This is a genomic window from Nonomuraea sp. NPDC059023 (assembly GCF_042740095.1).
In the GTDB taxonomy this organism is placed as follows: Bacteria; Actinomycetota; Actinomycetes; order Streptosporangiales; family Streptosporangiaceae; genus Nonomuraea.
Genome location: NZ_JBHYIO010000022.1, coordinates 126,903 through 145,429, shown reverse-complemented (window position 1 = coordinate 145,429; position 18,527 = coordinate 126,903). Strand labels below are relative to the sequence as shown.

The 18,527-nt window shown below is 73.1% G+C and carries 17 protein-coding genes; 12 read left to right on the top strand and 5 right to left on the bottom strand.

Translation table 11 applies throughout. From position 1 onward, the window contains the following. The first annotated feature begins 6 nt into the window (after positions 1-6). Both ACFWYW_RS33245 and ACFWYW_RS33240 read left to right on the top strand, forming a co-directional pair. Entirely contained in the window at positions 7-726 is a 720-nt protein-coding gene (locus ACFWYW_RS33245) for an alpha/beta fold hydrolase (protein ID WP_379624528.1), read from the top strand. A gap of 60 nt (positions 727-786) precedes the next feature. After that, on the top strand, positions 787-1,473 hold the full coding sequence (locus ACFWYW_RS33240) for a GntR family transcriptional regulator (RefSeq protein ID WP_379624530.1): 687 nt from the start codon (positions 787-789) through the stop codon (positions 1,471-1,473). Positions 1,474-1,649: 176 nt separating this feature from the next. Here ACFWYW_RS33240 and ACFWYW_RS33235 read toward each other — a convergent pair whose 3' ends face one another. Further along, positions 1,650-2,441 (bottom strand): SDR family NAD(P)-dependent oxidoreductase, encoded by a 792-nt coding sequence (locus tag ACFWYW_RS33235; RefSeq protein ID WP_379624533.1) that lies wholly within the window; start codon positions 2,439-2,441, stop codon positions 1,650-1,652. Next, positions 2,438-3,430 carry a methyltransferase dimerization domain-containing protein gene (locus ACFWYW_RS33230; RefSeq protein WP_379624535.1) on the bottom strand — a complete coding sequence of 331 codons (993 nt, stop codon included), beginning with the start codon at positions 3,428-3,430 and terminating at the stop codon, positions 2,438-2,440. Before ACFWYW_RS33230 ends, ACFWYW_RS33235 begins: the two co-directional genes overlap by 4 nt. A 95-nt stretch (positions 3,431-3,525) precedes the next feature. On the opposite strand from ACFWYW_RS33230, the gene ACFWYW_RS33225 reads away from it, so the two are divergent. Continuing rightward, entirely contained in the window at positions 3,526-4,503 is a 978-nt protein-coding gene (locus tag ACFWYW_RS33225; RefSeq protein WP_379624537.1) for an aldo/keto reductase, read from the top strand. Here ACFWYW_RS33225 and ACFWYW_RS33220 read toward each other — a convergent pair. Beyond that, positions 4,500-5,828 carry an amidohydrolase gene (locus tag ACFWYW_RS33220; RefSeq protein ID WP_379624539.1) on the bottom strand — a complete coding sequence of 443 codons (1,329 nt, stop codon included), beginning with the start codon at positions 5,826-5,828 and terminating at the stop codon, positions 4,500-4,502. The two genes, ACFWYW_RS33225 and ACFWYW_RS33220, sit on opposite strands and share 4 nt — an antisense overlap. 113 nt (positions 5,829-5,941) lie before the next feature. On the opposite strand from ACFWYW_RS33220, the gene ACFWYW_RS33215 reads away from it, so the two are divergent. The 7 genes from ACFWYW_RS33215 to ACFWYW_RS33185 are packed head-to-tail and all read left to right on the top strand — an operon-like array spanning position 5,942 to position 13,609. After that, a complete protein-coding gene (locus ACFWYW_RS33215) occupies positions 5,942-6,889 on the top strand; it encodes an alpha/beta hydrolase (RefSeq protein ID WP_379624541.1) in 948 nt (315 codons plus the stop codon). Further along, positions 6,886-7,749 (top strand): ABC transporter ATP-binding protein, encoded by an 864-nt coding sequence (locus ACFWYW_RS33210; RefSeq protein WP_379624543.1) that lies wholly within the window; start codon positions 6,886-6,888, stop codon positions 7,747-7,749. Before ACFWYW_RS33215 ends, ACFWYW_RS33210 begins: the two co-directional genes overlap by 4 nt. Next, a complete protein-coding gene (locus tag ACFWYW_RS33205) occupies positions 7,746-9,464 on the top strand; it encodes an ATP-binding cassette domain-containing protein (RefSeq protein WP_379624545.1) in 1,719 nt (572 codons plus the stop codon). Before ACFWYW_RS33210 ends, ACFWYW_RS33205 begins: the two co-directional genes overlap by 4 nt. A 24-nt stretch (positions 9,465-9,488) precedes the next feature. Then, positions 9,489-10,640: an ABC transporter substrate-binding protein gene (locus ACFWYW_RS33200; protein ID WP_379624547.1), complete on the top strand. Its 1,152-nt coding sequence runs from the start codon at positions 9,489-9,491 to the stop codon at positions 10,638-10,640. A 3-nt stretch (positions 10,641-10,643) separates the two neighbouring features. Next, positions 10,644-11,516 carry a branched-chain amino acid ABC transporter permease gene (locus ACFWYW_RS33195; protein ID WP_379624549.1) on the top strand — a complete coding sequence of 291 codons (873 nt, stop codon included), beginning with the start codon at positions 10,644-10,646 and terminating at the stop codon, positions 11,514-11,516. 15 nt (positions 11,517-11,531) lie between these two features. Then, on the top strand, positions 11,532-12,641 hold the full coding sequence (locus tag ACFWYW_RS33190; protein WP_379641149.1) for a zinc-binding dehydrogenase: 1,110 nt from the start codon (positions 11,532-11,534) through the stop codon (positions 12,639-12,641). 11 nt (positions 12,642-12,652) lie between these two features. Further along, entirely contained in the window at positions 12,653-13,609 is a 957-nt protein-coding gene (locus ACFWYW_RS33185) for an aldo/keto reductase (protein ID WP_379623628.1), read from the top strand. A gap of 9 nt (positions 13,610-13,618) precedes the next feature. Here ACFWYW_RS33185 and ACFWYW_RS33180 read toward each other — a convergent pair whose 3' ends face one another. After that, on the bottom strand, positions 13,619-13,936 hold the full coding sequence (locus ACFWYW_RS33180; RefSeq protein ID WP_379623626.1) for a hypothetical protein: 318 nt from the start codon (positions 13,934-13,936) through the stop codon (positions 13,619-13,621). A gap of 159 nt (positions 13,937-14,095) precedes the next feature. On the opposite strand from ACFWYW_RS33180, the gene ACFWYW_RS33175 reads away from it, so the two are divergent. Together ACFWYW_RS33175 and ACFWYW_RS33170 are read left to right on the top strand one after the other, a co-directional pair. Continuing rightward, a complete protein-coding gene (locus ACFWYW_RS33175; RefSeq protein WP_379623624.1) occupies positions 14,096-14,665 on the top strand; it encodes a TetR/AcrR family transcriptional regulator in 570 nt (189 codons plus the stop codon). Positions 14,666-14,859: 194 nt separating this feature from the next. After that, positions 14,860-17,520, top strand: a complete 2,661-nt coding sequence (locus ACFWYW_RS33170) for a cation-translocating P-type ATPase (RefSeq protein ID WP_379623622.1) — start codon at positions 14,860-14,862, stop codon at positions 17,518-17,520. Between the two features lie 16 nt (positions 17,521-17,536). Here ACFWYW_RS33170 and ACFWYW_RS33165 read toward each other — a convergent pair whose 3' ends face one another. After that, positions 17,537-18,499: a helix-turn-helix domain-containing protein gene (locus tag ACFWYW_RS33165; protein ID WP_379623620.1), complete on the bottom strand. Its 963-nt coding sequence runs from the start codon at positions 18,497-18,499 to the stop codon at positions 17,537-17,539. Between the last annotated feature and the right edge of the window lie 28 nt (positions 18,500-18,527).

Genomic DNA, 18,527 nt, shown 5'->3' with positions numbered 1-18,527 from the left:
GGAGTCATGGGAGAGCCGGCCGTACGCGTGTTCGCCGCCGAGGTGACGGCCGGTCCCCCGGTGCTGCTTCTGCACGGGTTCGCCTCCGACGGGCAGCGCGACTGGGTGGGGACCGGGATGGCGGACGCGCTGGCCGCGACCGGCCGCCGGGTCGTCGTCGCCGACCTGCCCGGGCACGGGGACAGCGCGGCGCCGGTCGGCCCGGCGGAGGCGGGGGCCCGCCGGATCGCCGAGGCGCTGGTCGCGGTGATGGACGACGGGGTGTTCGACGTCGTCGGGTACTCGCTGGGGGCCAGGATCGCCTGGGAACTGCCCGGCGCGGCGCCCGGCCGGGTGCGCAGGGCGGTGCTGGGCGGGCTCAGCCCGTCCGACCCGTTCACCGCCGTCGACGTCGAGGCGCTGCGCCGGGCCGTCGCGGGCGGTCCCGCGCCCGCCGACCCGCTCACCGCCATGATCGCTGATATGGTCCTCGCCCAGGGCCATCGGGCGGCCGGGCTGGTGACCTGCGTGGAAGGGTTGCGCGCCACCCCGTTCGAGCCGGGGGCGTGGACCGGCGCCGAGCCTCCGGTGTTCGTCGCGGGGCGGGAGGACGTGGTCGTGGCCGAAATCGAGCGTATCGTCGGGCAGGTGACGGGTGCCCGGCTGGTCACCGTCGCGGGCGACCACGTCGAGGCGTTGTCCGGTCCCGGCCTGCGCGAGGTCGTGACGACGACGCTGGCGCCTTGACAACGAGGGGGATCCCGGACATGAGAGGGATCTCGATATGAGGGGAATGAGGAAAGAGCGGTGAGTACCGCGAAGGGGTCCACGCGGGCCAATGCGTCCAAGGCCGAGATCAGCTACGAGCTGCTGCGCTCGCGCATCCTCGACGGCACCTACGGGCCCGGCTACCGGCTGGTGATGGACCAGCTCGCCCGCGAGACCGGGGTCAGCACCATCCCGCTGCGCGAAGCCGTACGGCGGCTGCAGTCCGACGGGCTCGTCGAGGTGGTGCGCAACATCGGCGCCCGGGTGGCCGTCTTCGACGCCGCCCAGGTCGAGCACGCGCTGCAGGTGCTGGCCCGGCTGGAGGGGTACGCCACGGCCATCTCGGCGCCGCTCATGACCCCGGAGCAGCTCGCGCGGGCCCGCGCGGTCAACGACCGGATGGTCGAGGCGCTGGAGGAGTTCGACCCGGTGTCGTTCACCGCGCTGAACAGGGAGTTCCACTTCGCCATCTACGCGCAGTGCCCGGACGAGCACCTGCTGGCGCTGCTGGAGGCGGAGTGGGCCAGGCTGGACCACATGAGGCGCTCCACGTTCAGCCACGTGCCGGGGCGGGCGCGCCGTTCCGTGGAGGAGCACGAGCACATGCTCGACCTGATCCAGGCGGGAGCGCAGGCCCAGGAGATCGAGCGGGTGGCCTGTGCACACAAGATCGCCACCGCCGACGCACTCCACAAGGCCCAGGCCAAACACCTCAAGACCAGCTGAGCCACCCCACCACCGGCCGGACGCCACCGCTCAGCTCAGCGGCGACCTCATGGGCACGCGCGTGAGGCTGTCCTTCGCGTGGGAGACGACCCACGGCACCACGAGCGGAGGGCGCTCACTGGACGGCCTCGTGGCTCGCTCTGCCGGGAGGTCCTTCGCGGGAGACGGGGCGTGGTTCAGGTGAGGAGCTGCCCGCCGTCCACCTGGATGACGGTGCCGGTGATGTGGCGGGCGGCGGGCGAGGCGAGGAAGAGGACCAGCGGCGTGATGTCGCCGGTCCCGGCGATCCTGCCGAGCGGGATGCGCGACTCCCAGGCGGCGCGGGCCGCGGGGTCGGACATGAGGCCGGCGGTCATCGGGGTCAGCACCGGGCCGGGCGCGACCCCGTTGGCCCTGATCCCGTGGGGGGCCAGCTCCAGGGCGGCGGTCCTGGTCAGGGCGTCCACGGCGGCCTTGGTGGCCTCGTAGTGACCCAGGCCGGCGGTGGGCTGGCGGGCGCCGATCGAGCTGATGTTGACGACGCAGCCCCCGCGCCCGGCCGCGATCATGGCGGCGGCGACCGCCCGGGTGACGGTGAACGTGCCGCGCAGGTTGACCGCGACGACCCGGTCGAAGACCTCCAGCGGCAGTTCCACCAGCGGGCCGCCACCGGCGACGACCCCGGCGTTGTTGACCAGGACGTCGATCGTGTCCCCCACACCGGCCAGCGCGGCGTCCACCGACGCGGCGTCGGTGACGTCCATGGTCACCGACGCGGCCCCGATCTCGGCGGCGGCCTTCTCCCCCGCCTCCCCGTCCACGTCGGCGATCACCACCCGGTCCCCCGCCCGCGCGAACGCCCGCGCCACCGCCTTCCCGATCCCACTGGCCCCGCCGGTGACCAGCACCAGCCGTCCAGAGCGGCCCTGCTCACCGGAGAGGTCGTGGTCCGGCCCGCCAGATGCCGCGGGCTCGGCGTGCGGGCTCATCGGGCGTACGCCACGATCACGCGGGGGCAGCCGGGCAGGCACAGGGTCGGGCCGGGTTCCCAGCCCGCCTCGGTGAGCCAGCCGCGTACCTCGTCCTCGGGATAGACCGTGGTGCCGTCGATGACCAGGTACTCGGCGGCGTGCAGGGCGTCCACGACCCGCTGCACGGGGTCGGCGTCGAGGAAGAAGTCCAGCAGGAGCAGCGTGGCGCCGGGCGAGGCGAGTTCGCGGGCGCGTTCGGCGTAGCGGATGTTCCGTTCCGGGCCGAAGCGGTGCACGACGTGCTCCAGCAGGACGAGGTCGTAGCCGGTGGTCAGGTCAGCGGTGAACGGGTCGGCGGCGGCCAGTTCGGCGCGGTCGCCGACGCCCGCCTCGTCCAGCGTCCGCTTCGCGAAGGCGGCCAGGTCGCCCTCGGCGCAGAACGTGCCGCGCAGTTCCGGAGCCGCGTTCAGGGCCTGGGCCAGGAACGCCCCGGACAGTCCGCCGAGGTCCAGGGCGCGGCGGTGCGGGGTGAAGTCGTAGTGCGCGGCGAGCGTCTTCGCGTGCAGGGAGTTGTAGGTCATCACGCCGGTGAGGAACACCTCCATCCGCTCGCCTTCCAGGTCCAGCGGCGCGGTCTCCCCCGTACGGGCGCTGGCGCCGAAACCCAGCCAGTGCGGGTAGCTGACGGCCTCCAGGAAGGTGAGGAAGGGGCGCAGGTCGAGTTCCCCCGCCGCGCCGGTCAGGTGGCGGTCGGTGGCGGGCGTGTTGGTGTAGACGCCGCCGGTCCTGGTGAGCAGGCCGAGGCCGGACATGGCGTCGGCGAGGATGCGCACGGTGCGCTCCGGGAGGCCGGTGCGCCGGGCCAGGTCGGGCGCGCTCGCCGGGCCGGTGGCCAGCGCGGCGAACAGGCCGAGCTCGCCGGCCGCGAAGAGCTGTTTGGCGGCCATGTATCCGGTGGCCACCTCCACGATGCGCGCCGCGCCGCTGCTGTCCTGGTAAAGCGACATGTGACACCCCTTCAGGAGCGAACAGTATCGGGAATGCTATACGATTCTTGGGCGTGGCCGCCAGGCCCGTTGTCGCTCGGCTCAGGAGGTGTGCGGTGCGATACTCCGGTGCGGTGCCCAGGCGCAGGCTCGGCGTACGGGGGCCCTTGGTCCCCATGGCCGGGCTCGGCTCGTGGAACACCTGGGATCGGATGGAGTTCGGCGCGGCGGTCGAGCTGATCGGCGCCGCCGTACGCCATGGGGTGAGCCTGTTCGACGTCGCCCACTACAACGCCGGGCCGCACGCCGAGGACGCGACGACCGACGTGATCTTCGGCAAGGCGGTCAGGGAGGCGGGGATCGCGCGCGAGGAGTACACGCTGTGCGGGAAGCTCTGGCTCTGGGACTACCCCGCCAGCTCCTTCGCCGCGCAGATCGAGACGTCGCTGGAGCGGATCGGCACCGACCGGGCCGACCTCGTGGTCGTCGGCGACTTCCTGGGTGAGCTCGACCTGCGCGCGGTGCTGGCCGACGTGTCGGAGCTGGTGCGGGCGGGGCGGTTCGCGGCCTGGGGGGTCAACAACTGGGCGGCGCGCGATCTCGGGCGGGCGTGCGCGCTGGCGGCCGCCGAGGGGTTCACGCCGCCGTCGTTCGCCCAGCTCAAGTACAGTCTGGCCCGGCGTTCGGTGCCCGAGGGCCTGCCGTACGGCCGGCTGCTGTCGCAGGCGGGTCTCGGGCTGCAGGCCTCCGACGTGTTCGAGGGCGGCATCCTGGCGGGCCGGCTGCACCCGCGGCGCAAGATCGGCGCGGACCCGGGCGGCATCCGCGAGCGGATCCGCGCCTCGTTCCCGCTGGTCATGCGGGCCGCCGAGCGCTTCGGCGCCACCCCGGCGCAGCTGGCCGTCGCCTTCTGCTTCACGCACCCGGCGGTCGCGACCGTGCTGTTCGGGGCGAGCGGCCTGCGCCAGCTCGAGGAGAACCTGGGCGCCCTCACCCTTCTCGAACGGCACGGCCCCGAACTGCGCGAAGCCGTGGCCGAGCTGTGGCTGGACCGGGGCGTGGTCGACCCCGAGGCCTCCTGGGGAACCGCCTAGGCCTGGTGCACGACGCGCCCGTCCACCATCGTCAGCGCGACGGGCACCCCGGGCAGCGCGGCGGGCTCGACCGCGCGCAGGTCTCCGCCGAGCACGCACAGGTCTGCCACCTTGCCCGTCTCCAGCGTCCCCTTCCAGTCCTGCGCGCCGTCCTGCCGGGCCGGGACGACGGTGTACGCGCGCAGCGCCTCGTTCATGGGCAGTCCCGCCTGGGCCACGCCCACCCGCCAGTCGGGCGTGAGCACGGGCGCGTCCGAACTGAGGCAGAGCCGTACCCCCGCCGCCAGCGCCTCGCGCAGGGGCCAGGCGCCCGCGAGCGCCTCCGGTCCCAGCGCGGCGGCCAGCATGTCCCCGGTGGCCGCCGCGATGCCCGGCTGGGTGTTGAGCCCGATCCCCGAGGCGGCCATCGCCGCGAGCGTCCGCGGCGCGACCAGATCGCCGTGGATGACGTAGTGGCGCCGGTCTCTGCCGTCGCGGGCGGCGGCGGCCCGCATGGCCTCGACCACGGCGTGCACGGCCCTGCCGCCGGTGGCGTGCACGCCGACCTGGTACCCGGCCGCGTGCGCCGCGGCGATCATCTCGGTCAGCGCGGCCGCGCGGGCCTCGGGTGAGGAGCCTTCGACCAGGAGCCCGCCGTGGCCGCCGTGCGTGTAGGGCTGGTCCGTCCACGCGGTGCCCATCGGCGGGATGCCGTCGGCGAAGATCTTGACCCCCGCCACGTTCAGCCATCCCGGCACCTCGGCGGGCGGCCGGAAGCCGCGCAGCCCCTCCCGCAGGTCCGCCAGGGTGCTGGGCCCGTCGAGCTCCCCGAACAACATCAGCGCGGTGACCCTCGCCGTGAGCCGCCCGTCCGCGGCCAGCCGCGCGTAGTCGCGCAGCGCCGCCGACCCGAAGCAGCCGGTACGGCCGGCGTCCTCCCCCGGCCCCAGCCCCGGCTCGGTGTAGCTGGTGACGCCCAGCGAGGCCAGCAGCCGCCCGGTGCGCAGGATGGCGGCGCGGCGCTGCCGTCCGTTCTCCAGCCGGACCGGCGCGCCGTCGTGCTCGCCCCCGGCCAGCTGGTCCATGAGCAGTTCCGGCCACATCGCGCCGAGCCACACGCCGTGCAGGTGCGAGTCGTTGATGCCCGGCAGCACCGACCGGCCGCGCAGGTCGATCACCCGGGTGCCGGGTCCGATGAGCGGCGCGACCTCGCGGGCGGAGCCGGCACGGGCGATGAGCCGGCCGCGTACCGCGAGCGCCTCGACGACACGATCTTCCTGGTCGAGCGTGTGCACCACTCCGCCCGTGAGCACCGTGTCGGCGGGCCGGGAACCGTTGCGCAACATCTTCCTCCCCACTCTGGACACCACTGCGTGGATGCCCATAACGTACACGGAATCAGATACGATTCGAGTTCTGACCCCGGGTGCGTCTCTCACCCAGGCGAGCGGAGGTAGGCATGCCTTTGCATCCCGACGCGCAGGCGATCATCGACCGCACTCCCGCCGTAGAAGCAGGCCGGCCCGTCGTGCTGGACCCCCAGACCATGCGCGAGCAGTTCCGCACCACCTGGCGGCTGCCCGACATCCTGCCCGCTGTGCACCGGGTGCGCGACACCGCGATCCCCGGCCCGGCCGGTGAGATCCCCGTGCGCGTCTACACCCCGGAGGGCGCCGGGCCCTTTCCGGCCTTCGTGTGGTTCCACGGCGGCGGGTGGACGATCGGCAGCCTTGAGGAGAACGAGTACGCCTGCCGTACCGTCTGCGCGCAGGCGGGTGTCGTCGTGGTCTCGGTGGACTACCGGCTCGCGCCCGAGAACCCCTATCCGGCCGCGGCCGACGACTGCTTCGCGGCCGTTCGCTGGGTGCACGGGCACGGGGCGGAGATCTCGGCCGATCCGGAGAGGATCGCGGTCGGCGGGGAGAGCGCGGGCGGCAACCTGGCCGCCGTGGCCGCGCTGAAGGCCCGCGACCTGGGCGGACCGCGGCTGGGGCTGCAGGTGCTGGTCTCGCCGGTGCTCGGGCATCCCGACGACGGGCGCGCCTCCTACCGGGACTTCGCCGAGGGCTACTTCCTGTCACGGGCGAGCATGGAGTGGTTTTTCACCCTTTATCCGCGTGATCCCACGAACCTGCGCGACCCCTACCTGCTGCCGCTGCGGGCCGATGACCTGTCGGGCCTGGCCCCGGCGCTGGTGCTGGGGGCGGAGTACGACGTGCTGCGCGACGAGGGCGAGGAGTACGCGGCCCGGCTGCGCGCGGCCGGGGTGCCGGTGGAGGTGGTCCGCTACGACGGGCTGATCCACGGCTTCTTCGGCCTGCTGGCCACCGAACTGCCCGCCGCGCGCGCTGCGCACGACCGGGTCGTCCAGGCGCTGCGGGCGGCGTTCGGCGGAGGCGGGCGGTGAGCGGCAGCACCCCCGGCCCGGACCCCGGCCCGGACACGGCCCTCAACCCGGACCCGCACGGAAACCCGGACGCGCACGGAAACCCGGACGCGCACGGAAACCCCGGCCCGCACCCCAGCCCCGGCCCGCACCTCAGCCCGGACGCGCACCCCAGCTCGGACGCGATCCTCCGGCTGGAGGCGGTCGGCGTCAACCGGGGCGAGGCCGAGATCGTCCACGAGGTCTCGCTGGAGGTCGGGCCCGGGACGGTGACCGTCGTCCTGGGCTCGAACGGGGCCGGGAAGACCACGCTCATGGACGGCATCGCCGGCGTCGCCCGGGTGTCGTCGGGCGCCATCCGGCTCGGCGGCAGCCCGATCGAGAAGCTGCCGGCCTACCGGCGGGCCCGCGCCGGCCTCGGCTACGTCGAGCAGTCACGCACCGTCTTCCGCACGCTCACCGTCGAGCAGAATCTGCTGGTCTCGCGCAGCGGGCAGGGCGAGCTGGGCCGCGTGTTCACGCTCTTCCCCGAGCTGGAGCGCCGCAGGAACCTGCAGGCCGGGCACCTGTCGGGCGGCGAGCAGCAGATGCTCGTGCTCGGCCGCGCGCTGGTCGGCGACCCGCGGGTCATGCTCATCGACGAGATGTCCATGGGCCTGGCGCCCGTGGTGGTGCGCCGGCTGATGGGGGCGGTGGGCGACATGGTCGGCCTCGGCATCTCGGTCCTGCTCATCGAGCAGTTCGCGGCGCTGGCGCTGGAGATCGGCACCCGCGCGTACGTGCTGCGCAAGGGGCGGGTGGTCTACGCCGGCTCGTGCGCGGAGCTGAGGCGGGACCCGGACCTGCTGCACGAGTCCTACTTCGGGGTGGCGCCGGCATGAACCCGCGCTCCCTGGCGATCGGGCTCGGCCTGGCCGTGGCGGCCTGCGTCGCCGTGCCCGCCCTGTTCTCCGCCCACTGGGTCTTCCTGGCGATCACCGCCGTCGTCGTCTCCGTCATCATGCAGAGCTACGGCGTGATCGTCGGCAGGGCCGGGATGATGTCGCTGTGCCAGATGTCGTTCGCGGCCATCGGCGCCTGGGTGGTGCTGAAACTCAACCTGCACGACGCCCCCGGCGGGTTCCTGCTCTGGCTCGTGCTGGGCGGGCTCGCCGCGGTCCCGGTGGGGGTGCTGATCGGCCTGCCCGCGCTGCGCATCCGCGGCGTCAACCTGGCCGTGGTCACGTTCGGGTTCGCGGTCTCGACCGACATCGTGCTCAACGCCAACCAGTTCCCCGGCACCGGTGAGCTGAAGACGGTCGTGCGGCCCGCGCTGTTCTCGGGCGACCGGGCCTACTTCGTGCTCACGGTGATCGTCTTCTGCCTCGTGGCGATCGGGCTGGCTCTGTTCAACCGCACCCGGCTCGGCATGTCCTGGCTGGAGCTGAAGCACTCCGAGCGGGCCGCGGCCGCGCACGGGGTCTCGGTGGCACGCAGCAAGCTGGCCGCCTTCGCCATCAGCGCGTTCGTCGCGGCCGTCGGCGGCGGGCTGATGGCCGGTCAGCTCGGCCTGGTGGTCGCGCAGAACTTCTCGATGGGACAGTCGCTGGCCTTCTTCGCGGTCGCGATCCTCATCGGGCCGCACCACGTGGACGGCGCGATCATGGGCGGCCTCTTCGGCGCGATCATGGCCACGATCCTGGAACGGCTCCACCTGCCGCAGGACCTGGGCGGCATGCTGTTCGGCGTCTTCGCCGTGCTCGCGCTGCGCTCCGGCGTGAGCCAGACCGACTTCGTCCAGGCCCGCAGGCGCGAGCGGGCGGCGCGGCCCCTGCTCGAAGGGCGCGGCGAGGTTTCCGCGGCGGTGGTGCCGGCGCCCGTGCCGCCGTCCGGGCCGCCGGGTCCCCCGCTGCTGGAGGTCAGCGGCCTCACCGTGCGCTTCGGCGAGGTCACCGCGCTGCACGAGGTGGACCTCACCGTGCCGGAGGGCGCGGTGACGGGTCTCATCGGGCCCAACGGGGCGGGCAAGAGCACGTTCATCGCCGCCGTGACCGGTTTCCTCGGCGGCTACCGGGGCTCGATCGTGCTCGCCGGCCGGCCGCTGGACGGGCTGCGGCCCGAGGTGCGGGCCGGGCGCGGGCTGCGCCGTACCTTCCAGACCACCACGATCCCGGCCGAGCTGACCCAGTACGAGTACCTGACGATCGGGGCCGGGCGCCGCCTGGACCGGGGCGAGGCAGGGGAACTGCTGGAGTTCTTCGGCTGCCCGCCGGCGGACGTGCCGGTGTCGCTGCTGGACGCCGGGACCCGGCGGCTGCTCGACGTGGCCGCCGCCGTCGCCGCCCGGCCCAAGGTGGCGCTGCTCGACGAGCCTGCGGCCGGCCAGTCGGGCGCGGAGTCGATGCGTTTCGCGGCGCGGCTGGCCGAGGTGCCGGCCCGCTTCGGCGTCGCCGTCCTGCTGGTCGAGCACGACATGGAACTCGTCTCCGCGGCCTGCTCGCAACTCACCGTCCTCGACTTCGGGCGGGTCATCGCCTCCGGCCCCACCAGGGACGTCATGGAGGACCCCGCCGTCGTCAACGCCTACCTCGGCATAGCGGCTGCCCCGCTGGCCTGATCTCCCTGAGGAGGAAGCACGCACATGCAGCTTTCACACAGGCTCGCCGCCGCGTCCGGGGCCGCGGCGCTCGCGCTGACCGGATGCGCCGCCGGCGGCGGCACCGACGGGCCCATCAAGGTCGGCTCGATCAACGGCGTCACGGGCCAGTTCCAGGCGCCCGAGGTGCCCAAGGCCGTGCAGGCCGTCTTCGACGAGGTCAACGCGGCGGGCGGGATCGGCGGCCGTACGATCGAGTTCATCAGCAAGGACGACGCCATGAACCCGCAGCGCTCCACCGAGGCGGCCGTGGAGCTGATCGAGTCCGAAGGCGTGGTGGCGCTCGTCGGCTCCTCCAGCGCCGTCGACTGCGGCCTGAACCGGGCCAAGTACGGCAGCGCCGGCATCGTCTCCATCCCGGCCGTCGGCGTCGACCCCGCCTGCTTCACCAGCCCGAACATCGCCCCCGTCAACCCGGGCCCCTACAAGCTGCTGACCGCCGCCCTGTACTTCCTGTCGCAGACCAAGAAGCACGAGAAGGTCTGCGCCTACCTGACGGTCCTGCCCGGCAGCGGCGACGGCATCGAGAACGCCATCAAGGAGTGGTCCACGGTCACCGGCAAGCAGCTGACCGTCAAGGAGACCTCCGTCGGCACCGGCGACCCGACCCCCTACCTGGTCAAGGCCAAGGAGGCGGGCTGCACGGGCATCGTGTACAACTCCCAGGTCGGCCCCTGGTTCGCCCAGGCCAAGACCCAGGGCATGACCGCCGTCGACTTCGCCATGCTGGCCAACAGCTACACCGACGCCAACGCGCAGGCGATCCCCGAGGGCCTCAACGTGTACTCGGCCACCGAGTGGCAGCCCTACACCGACGAGAGCCTGCCGGGCAACGACAGGTGGGCCAAGATCGTCGGCTCCAAGGGGATCCCGAAGACGGCCTTCAGCCAGGGGGCGGTCATGGCGGCCGACGTCTTCGTCCAGGTGCTCAAGGGCATCCGGGGGCCGATCACGCGCGAGTCGGTCACCAAGGCCTTCAAGGAGATGAAGCCGGTGGACTATCCCATGGTCGGCACGCCGTACGTGTTCGGGCCCGGCGAGGCGCACAACCCGGTCGAGGGCGCCAGGTTCGTGAAGGCGGAGAACCGCGCGTGGCGGGTGCTGCCCGAGGGGTTCGTCGTCCCCGGCAAGGGCTGAGCGATGCTCAACTCCCTGATCGCCGGGCTGACGAGCGGCGGCGTGTACGCGCTGCTCGGGCTGTGCGTGGTGCTGACCTACCGGCTGGTCGCCGTGGTGAACTTCGCCATGGCGGCCACGGGGGCGGTGGGCGCGTACGTGATGGTCTCGCTGATCGGCGCGGGTGTGCACGGGGCGCTCGCGCTGGCCGCGGGGGTCGTGGCGGGCGCCGCGCTGTCGGCGCTCGTCGGCGCGGTGCTCGTGCGGTGGTTCGGCGAGCACAGCGAGCGGACCAAGGCGGCGGTGACCGTCGCGCTCTACGTGGCCGTCATGGCGATCGGGCTGCGCGTGTTCGGCAGTGCCACCACGGGCACCCGGCGCTTCCCCGCGCCGCTGGACGGGCCCGCGTTCGTGCTGGGCGACGTGGTGGTGCCGGTCTCCACGCTGGTCTCGCTGGCCTTCGCCGCGCTCATCACCGCCGGGGTGGGGCTGTTGTTCAGCCGGACCCTGCTGGGCCTGCGGCTGCAGGCGCTGTCGGAGCGTCCGACGACCGCGCAGGTGGTCGGCATCGCCGTGCCGCGCCTGGCCATGGCGGTTTGGGCGGTCATCGGCGGGCTCAGCACGCTCGTCATCGTCCTGGTCGCGCCCCGGCTGGGCGGCGACTTCGCCACGCTCGGCAACCTCATCACCACCGCGCTGGCCGTGGCCATGGTGGGCGCGTTCCGCAGCCTGCCCATGACGCTGGCCGGCGGGCTGATCCTCGGGCTGCTGGAAGGCGTCGCCGTGTCGCTGAGCGGCCTGCAGGCCTACCGCGGCGTGGTGCCCTTCCTGGTGATCCTGGTGCTGCTGTGGTGGCGCAGCAGGAACGAGGTCTGGGACACCGCCCACACCCGCTGAGAAAGGACCCCGATCGTGCCTGTCCCGACCGCCACCCGCGCCGCCGTGCTCCGCGAGCACGGCGAGCCGCTGGTCATCGAGGAGCTCCCGCTGCCCGGGGAGGTGGAGCCGGGCGCGGCCGTCGTCAGGATCGGCTGCGCCACCCTGTGCGCCACCGACGTGCACATCTGGTCCGGGGCGATGTCCTGGCCGGGGATGCTGCCCATGGTGCTCGGCCACGAGATGTCGGGGACGGTCGCCGCCGCCGGGCCCGGCACCCTGGACGCGCTGGGCCGGCCGGTGCGGGCCGGGGACCGGATCGGCTGGTCGGAGTCGACGTGCGGGCACTGCCACGGCTGTACCGTGCTGCGCGCCCCGGTCGCCTGCGCCCAGCGGGGGTACGGGTTCACGCAGCGCGCGGACGCGTGGCCGTACTCCACCTGTGGTCTGGCCGAGTACGCCTACGTCAGGCCGGGCGCGCTGAAGCTCCTGCTGCCCGACGACGTCCCCGACACCTGGGCCGCCGCCGCGGGCTGCGCCGTCAAGACCGTCGTCCACGCGTACGGCCGAGCCGGCGGCATCCGTCCCGGCGCCGCGGTCGTCGTCCAGGGCGCCGGCGCCCTCGGCCTGGTGGCCACGGCCATGGCCGCCGCCTCGGGGGCGGGCACCGTCATCACCGTCGGCGCCCCGGCGGCCCGGCTGGAGCTGGCCCGCGGCTTCGGCGCCGACGTCGTGATCGGCCTGGACGGCACGCCGCCGGAACGCCTCGGCCAGGTCCTGGAGGCCACCGACGGGCGCGGCGCCGAACTCGTGCTCGACCTGGCCGGCGCGCCCGGCGTGGCCGCGGAGGCGGTGGACATGGCCGCCTGGGGCGGCACGTTCGTGGTCGTCGGCAGCACCGGCCCGCGCCCCGACCCGGTTCCCATGGGCACGGTCATGGGCAAGGAGCTGAACGTCCTCGGCTCGCTCAACGGCGACATCGGCGACTACCACCGTGCCCTGGAGTTCCTGCGCGCCTTCCGCACGCGCTTCGACTGGAACGCCATGTTCGGCGCCCCCGCCGGGCTGGGCGCGGCCACCGGCGCGCTCCGGTCGATGTCGAGGCTCGACGAGGTCAAAGCCGTCATCCACCCGTGGCTACCGTGACGAGGAGTCCCATGCACACCGTTCCCCGCCGCACGATCGGCACGCACGGGCCCGAGGCGTCGGTCCTGTCCCTGGGCTCCTGGCACATCTACGACCGCATGGACTTCGCCGAGGCCGTCGCCATGGTCCGCCACGCCGTCGACCTGGGCGTCAACCTGTTCGACGTCGGCGTCTACGGCATGCCGGGGCACCCGCCGGTCTTCACCGACGTCCTGTTCTCGGCCATCGTGCGCGCCGCGGGCGTGGCCAGGGAGGACTACCTGCTGTCGGAGAAGCTCTGGCTGGAGCGCTACCCCGAGCAGCCGTTGCGCGAGCAGCTGGAGCACGCCCTGTTCCGGGCCGGCGCCGACCGGGCCGACCTGGTCGTCCTCGGCGACGTCCGGCGCGCCGACCTCGATCTGGAACGGCTGGCCGGCGACCTGGCCGAACTGGAGCGCGACGGGATCATCGGCTGCTGGGGCGTCAACAACTGGTCGGCGAGCACGATCAGGACGATCCGCGGGCACGCCCAGGCCGCCGGCTCCCCCGGGCCACAGCTCGCGCAGCTCAAGTACAGCCCGTGCCGCCGCTCGATCCCGGACGGCGGGCCGTTCGCGCCGCTGTTCGCCGAGGGCCTGTCGCTGCAGGCCTCCGACGTGATGGAGGGCGGCATCCTGGCGGGCAGGACCAGCCCCTCCCGGCAGGTCGGCCGCGACCCCGGCGGCGTGCGCGAGCAGATCGTCCGGGCCGCCCCCGGTCTCGCCGAGGCCGCCGCGGGCGTGGGGGCGACCGCGGCCCAGCTCTGCGTCGCCTTCGCGCTGTCGCACCCCGCGACCGGCACCGTGTTGTTCGGCGCCAGCAGTACCCGGCAGCTCGTGTGCAACGTCGGCGCGCTGGCCGTGCTGGAGCGCGTCGGCGCGCAGGAGATCAGGCGGCTCGTGGAGCCGTTCTGGGCCGACCGGGACACGGTCGACCCAGAAGGTCCTTAGCCGCCTGCCCTAATGGGTGTCGCAGTACGGCCCCGGCGGCACGCCGGGGGCGTAGAACGACATGCACACCACGTCGCCAGGCACCAGTGCCGGTGTCGGGTAGTAGGTGCCCTGCAGGTAGGTGGGCGTGGTCCACGTGGAGATCGACCCGCCGCGGGGCGTTCCGTTGACCGTGGCCTGCATCGACAGGGTGGACGGCGGCGGCTTGATGGTGAAGACGAAGCGCCCGTTGTCGAGGCCCGCGCACACCGGGGCCTCGGGGATGCAGATGGGCCCTGCCGCCTGGGCGGGCGCGGCGGTGAGGGCGAAGGTGAGGGACAACGACAAACCCAGAATGATCCGTACTGCGCTGATGACGCACCCCCTGCGGGTCCGCGGGATGACTTCGGGCGTGCCGTTCCGACGGTAACCCGGCCGGGCGGGCGGGTCCAGCGCCCGGCAGCGAGCCTGCTGGGAAACGGGGCGGGGCCTGCCTAGGGTTGTGCGGTGAGCGCGGATCAGGTCCTTGAGGTGGCGACCAAGCTTTTCGCCGAACTGGGTTACGACGAAACGGATGTCGGGCTCATCGCGCGGGCGGCCGGGGTCGAGCCGGGCTTCATCGGCCGGGAGTTCGGCGGCAAGGCGGACTTGTACAAGACCGTCATGCTCAAGGCCGACGAGGCGGAACACGCCGCGATCTCGGCGGCTCTCGCGCAGTTCACGGGCACGCCCGAGGCGCTGCACCGCATGGTGGACGCCTACCTCGACTTCTTCGCCGCCAATCCGATGCTGGTGCTGCTGTGGATGCACCGCTGGATGGGCGACGCGGCGGACATTCCGGAACTCGAGGAGGCCTACACCCGGCCGCTGCTGGACGAGATTCTCCGGGCGATCTCGCCTTTGCTGCCGCCCGGGGTCGAGACCCGTTACTTCGTCTGGATGATCGTGTGGTGCGTTTATGGGTTTCTCACCGGCGGCGTTCTCGAACGGCGGCGGAGCGAGCGCACGGTGAAACCCGCGGAACTGGCGCGCTTCCGCGCCTACCTGCACTGGGTGATCGGGCGGCTGGTCGCCTGAGCGAGGGGGGCCTGGCGGGTGGGGAACCCCCATAGTGCCCACGCCGCCGGCCCCAGCACAGCATAGAGTGATTCAACGGCTACCGAGGGTGGTTTCACGCCCTGATTTCACACCCCCGGCGCAGGGGACAGAATTGGCTGAATGCGGCCATGTGCCAGATGGCCGTAAGGGGTTCGCGATCATAGCGTGGGCTCATGAGCGCTTGGTATGCGATGGACGCCGCCGAGACGGCCGAGCGGCTGCGCGTCGACCCGGCCGGCGGGCTGAGCGGGGCGGAAGCCGTACGGCGGAGGGAGGAGCACGGCGCCAACCGGCTGCCCGAGGCGCCGCGCGAGCCGCGCTGGCACGCCTACCTGCGGCAGTTCCAGGACCTGCTGATCGTGACGCTGATCGGCGCGGCCCTGGTGAGCTTCGCGGTGACCCGTGAGTGGGAGACGCCGGCGATCATCGTGCTGGTCGTGATCCTGAACGCGACGATCGGGTTCGTGCAGGAGACGCGGGCGGAGGCGTCGCTGGAGGCGCTGCGCAAGATGCTTCACACCGAGGCGACCGTGCTGCGGGGCGGGGCGGCCATGCGGCTCGACGCGGCCGAGCTGGTGCCGGGTGACGTCGTGGACCTGGAGGCGGGCGACCGCGTACCCGCCGATGGGCGGCTGGTGTCCTCGGCGTCGCTGGAGGTGCAGGAGTCGGCGCTGACGGGCGAGGCGGAGCCGTCCGCCAAGTCCGCCGGCGCGGTCGTGGCGCCGGACGCGCCCCTGGCCGAGCGCGGCAGCGCGGTGTTCATGAACACCACGGTCACCCGCGGCCACGCCCGCATGATCGTGACCGCGACCGGCGCCTCGACCGAGATCGGGCAGATCGCCGGGCTGCTCCAGCAGACCAAGCAGGCGCCGACCCCGCTGCAGCGCCAGATCGACACGCTCGGCAAGACCCTCGCGCTGATCGCGCTCGCGGTGATCGCGGTCGTGTTCGTCCTGGGCCTGCTGCGCGGGCAGCCGATCGGCGATCTGTTCACGACCGCTGTCTCACTGGCGGTGGCCACGGTCCCGGAAGGGCTGCCCGCCGTCGTGGCCTTCACCCTCGCCATGGGTACGGCCCGCCTGGCCCGCAGAGGCGCCATCGTCAAGCGGCTGGCCTCGGTGGAGACCCTGGGCAGCACCTCCCAGATCTGCACCGACAAGACCGGCACGCTGACGCTCAACCAGATGACCGCCCGCGAGGTGTACCTGGCCGACCGGCGCTTCACCGTCTCCGGCCACGGCTACGCGGTGGAGGGACGCATCCGCAGCACCGACGACGACCCGCCCGACAGCCAGACGCTGCACGTCGCGCTCGTCGCCATGGCGCTGTGCACCGACGCCGTGGTACGCGCCGCCGACGACGTGGTCGGCGATCCCACCGAGCTGGCCATGGTCGTGCTGGCCGAGAAGGGCGGGGTCGACGTGGCCGCCCTGCGGCGCAGGCATCCGCGCATCGCCGAGGTGCCCTTCGACTCCGACGACAAGTTCATGGCCACCTTCCACGAGGAGGACGGCCGGGTGCGCTGCTTCGTCAAGGGCGCGCCGGACGTGCTGGCCGCCCGCGCCGACCGCTACCTGACCGCCGGCGGCCGGCGGCCCTTCGACGCGGCGGCCCGCGAGGACTACGCCGCCGCCAACGGCGAGCTGGCCGAGCAGGGGCTGCGCGTGCTGGCCGTCGGCGTGAAGGACTTCCCCGCCCTGCCCGAGGAAGCCGATCTCAAGGCGATGCTCGACGGCATCGTGCTGATGGCGCTGGTCGGCATCGTCGACCCGGCCAGGCCCGAGGCGGCGGCCGCCATCGAGCAGTGCCACCGGGCGGGCGTCCAGGTACGGATGATCACCGGCGACCACGCCGTCACCGCCGCGGCCATCGCCCGCGAGCTGGACATCCCCGGCAAGGCGGTGACCGGCGCCGAGCTGGACGAGCTCTCCGACGAGGAACTGGCCAGGCAGCTGCCGGACATCGGGGTCGTGGCCCGGGTCACGCCGCAGCACAAGATCCGGATCGTGCGCGCGCTGCAGGACAACGGCGCCGTGGTGGCGATGACCGGTGACGGCGTCAACGACGCCCCGGCCCTGCGCCGGGCCGACATCGGCGTCGCCATGGGCGTCACCGGGACCGAGGTGAGCAAGGAAGCCGCCACGATGATCCTCACCGACGACAACTTCGCGACCGTGGTCGACGCGGTCCGCGAGGGACGCGGCATCTACGCCAACATCGTGAAGTTCACCCGCTTCCAGCTGTCGACGGCGTTCGGGTTCGTGCTCACGTTCCTGGCGGCCTCGATCACCGGGCTGGCGGGCGGCGCGCCGTTCACCGCCGTGCAGATCCTCTTCGTGAACCTCATCATGGACGGCCCGCCCGCGCTGTCGCTCGGCGTCGACCCGGCGGGGCCCGACGTCATGTCGCGCCCGCCGCGCGCGCGGGACGAGCGCATCCTCACCACCGCGCGGCTGCTGCGGATCCTGCTGGCCGGGACGACGATGGCCGCGGGCACGCTGGCCGTGCTCGCGCTGGCTCCCCCGCCGGTCGCCGCGACGATGGCCTTCGTCACCTTCGTCTTCTTCCAGATCTTCAACCTGGTCAACGTCCGCAACGACCTGCGCAGCGCCTTCCACCGCGACACCTTCTCCAACCGCTCGACGTTCGTGGCGATCGGCGTCGTGCTCGTCCTGCTGGCGGCCATGGTGGAGTGGAAGGGGCTGCACGCCTTCTTCTCCGTCACCAACCTCACCGCGGGCCAGTGGCTGACCTGCGCGGGCGTGGGCTCGGTGATCCTGTGGCTGGGCGAGCTGGTCAAGATGATCCTGCGCCGCGCCGGCGCCCGCCCCTGAAGCCCGCCTTCGACGATCACAGCCAGTTCTCGCGGGCGGCGTGCCAGGCCAGCTGCATCCGGGTCTGGGCGCCCGCCCGCTCCATCAGGTGGGTGATGCGGCGCTGGACGGTGCGCTGCGACACCTTCAGCTGCGTGGCGATCGACTTGTCGGGCACGCCCGCCAGCAGCAGCGACAGCAGGTAGAGGTGGTCGGCGTCCAGCGGGCTGCCCGGGGTGGTGAGGTTGACGGGGGTGGCCCGCTCCCACAGGGTCTCGAACAGCGCCTTGAGCGCGTCGAGGAGGCTGCTCGGCCGTACCAGGGCGGCGGTGAGCTGGGTCAGCCCGCCGGTGTGCTGGACCAGCGGGAGCACGCCCAGCTCGCCGTCGGCGATCATCATCCGCACCGGCAGCTCGGGGAACGCGCGCGCCTCCTCCCCGAGCATGATCCCTTCGGCCAGGTTGACCAGCATGCCGGGTTCTTCGAGCAGGGCCCGCTCGTACAGCACCCGGAAGCTCACCCCGCGCCGCAGCGCGGCCAGCTCCTCGGTGTTCTCCTGCGAGGTCATCGCCACGTGCCCGGCCCTGCACAGGCTCACGACCTCGTGCCGGGCGTTGTCCTGCATCAGCCGCAGCTGCTCGCGCAGCACCGTCCTGCTGCTGATCACCTCGATCAGCTGCGCGGCCTCACGCCGCCTGGAATGGGCCAGGTACTCCCCCGTGAGCTGCTCCACGGCCTGCCGGGCCCGGTCCACTTCCTCCTGGCGCCGGTGCAGCCGCGCCGCGAGCGCGACGTCGGGGGCGACCGCGGTGAACGTGTCGCTTTCTCCGGGTACGGCACGCGCCAGCCCCTTGGCCAGCAACGACCCGAGCGCCCGGCGCGCCGCCTCGTCGGCCACGCCCAGCTCGCCCGCCAGCTCGGCAACCTCGACCTCAGCGGTCCTGACCAGGAGCCGGTAGGCGGCCTCCTCCTCGGCGCCCAGGCCCGCTGCGCTCAGCACGTCGCCGGGGAGATCCGGCCGGTGATCT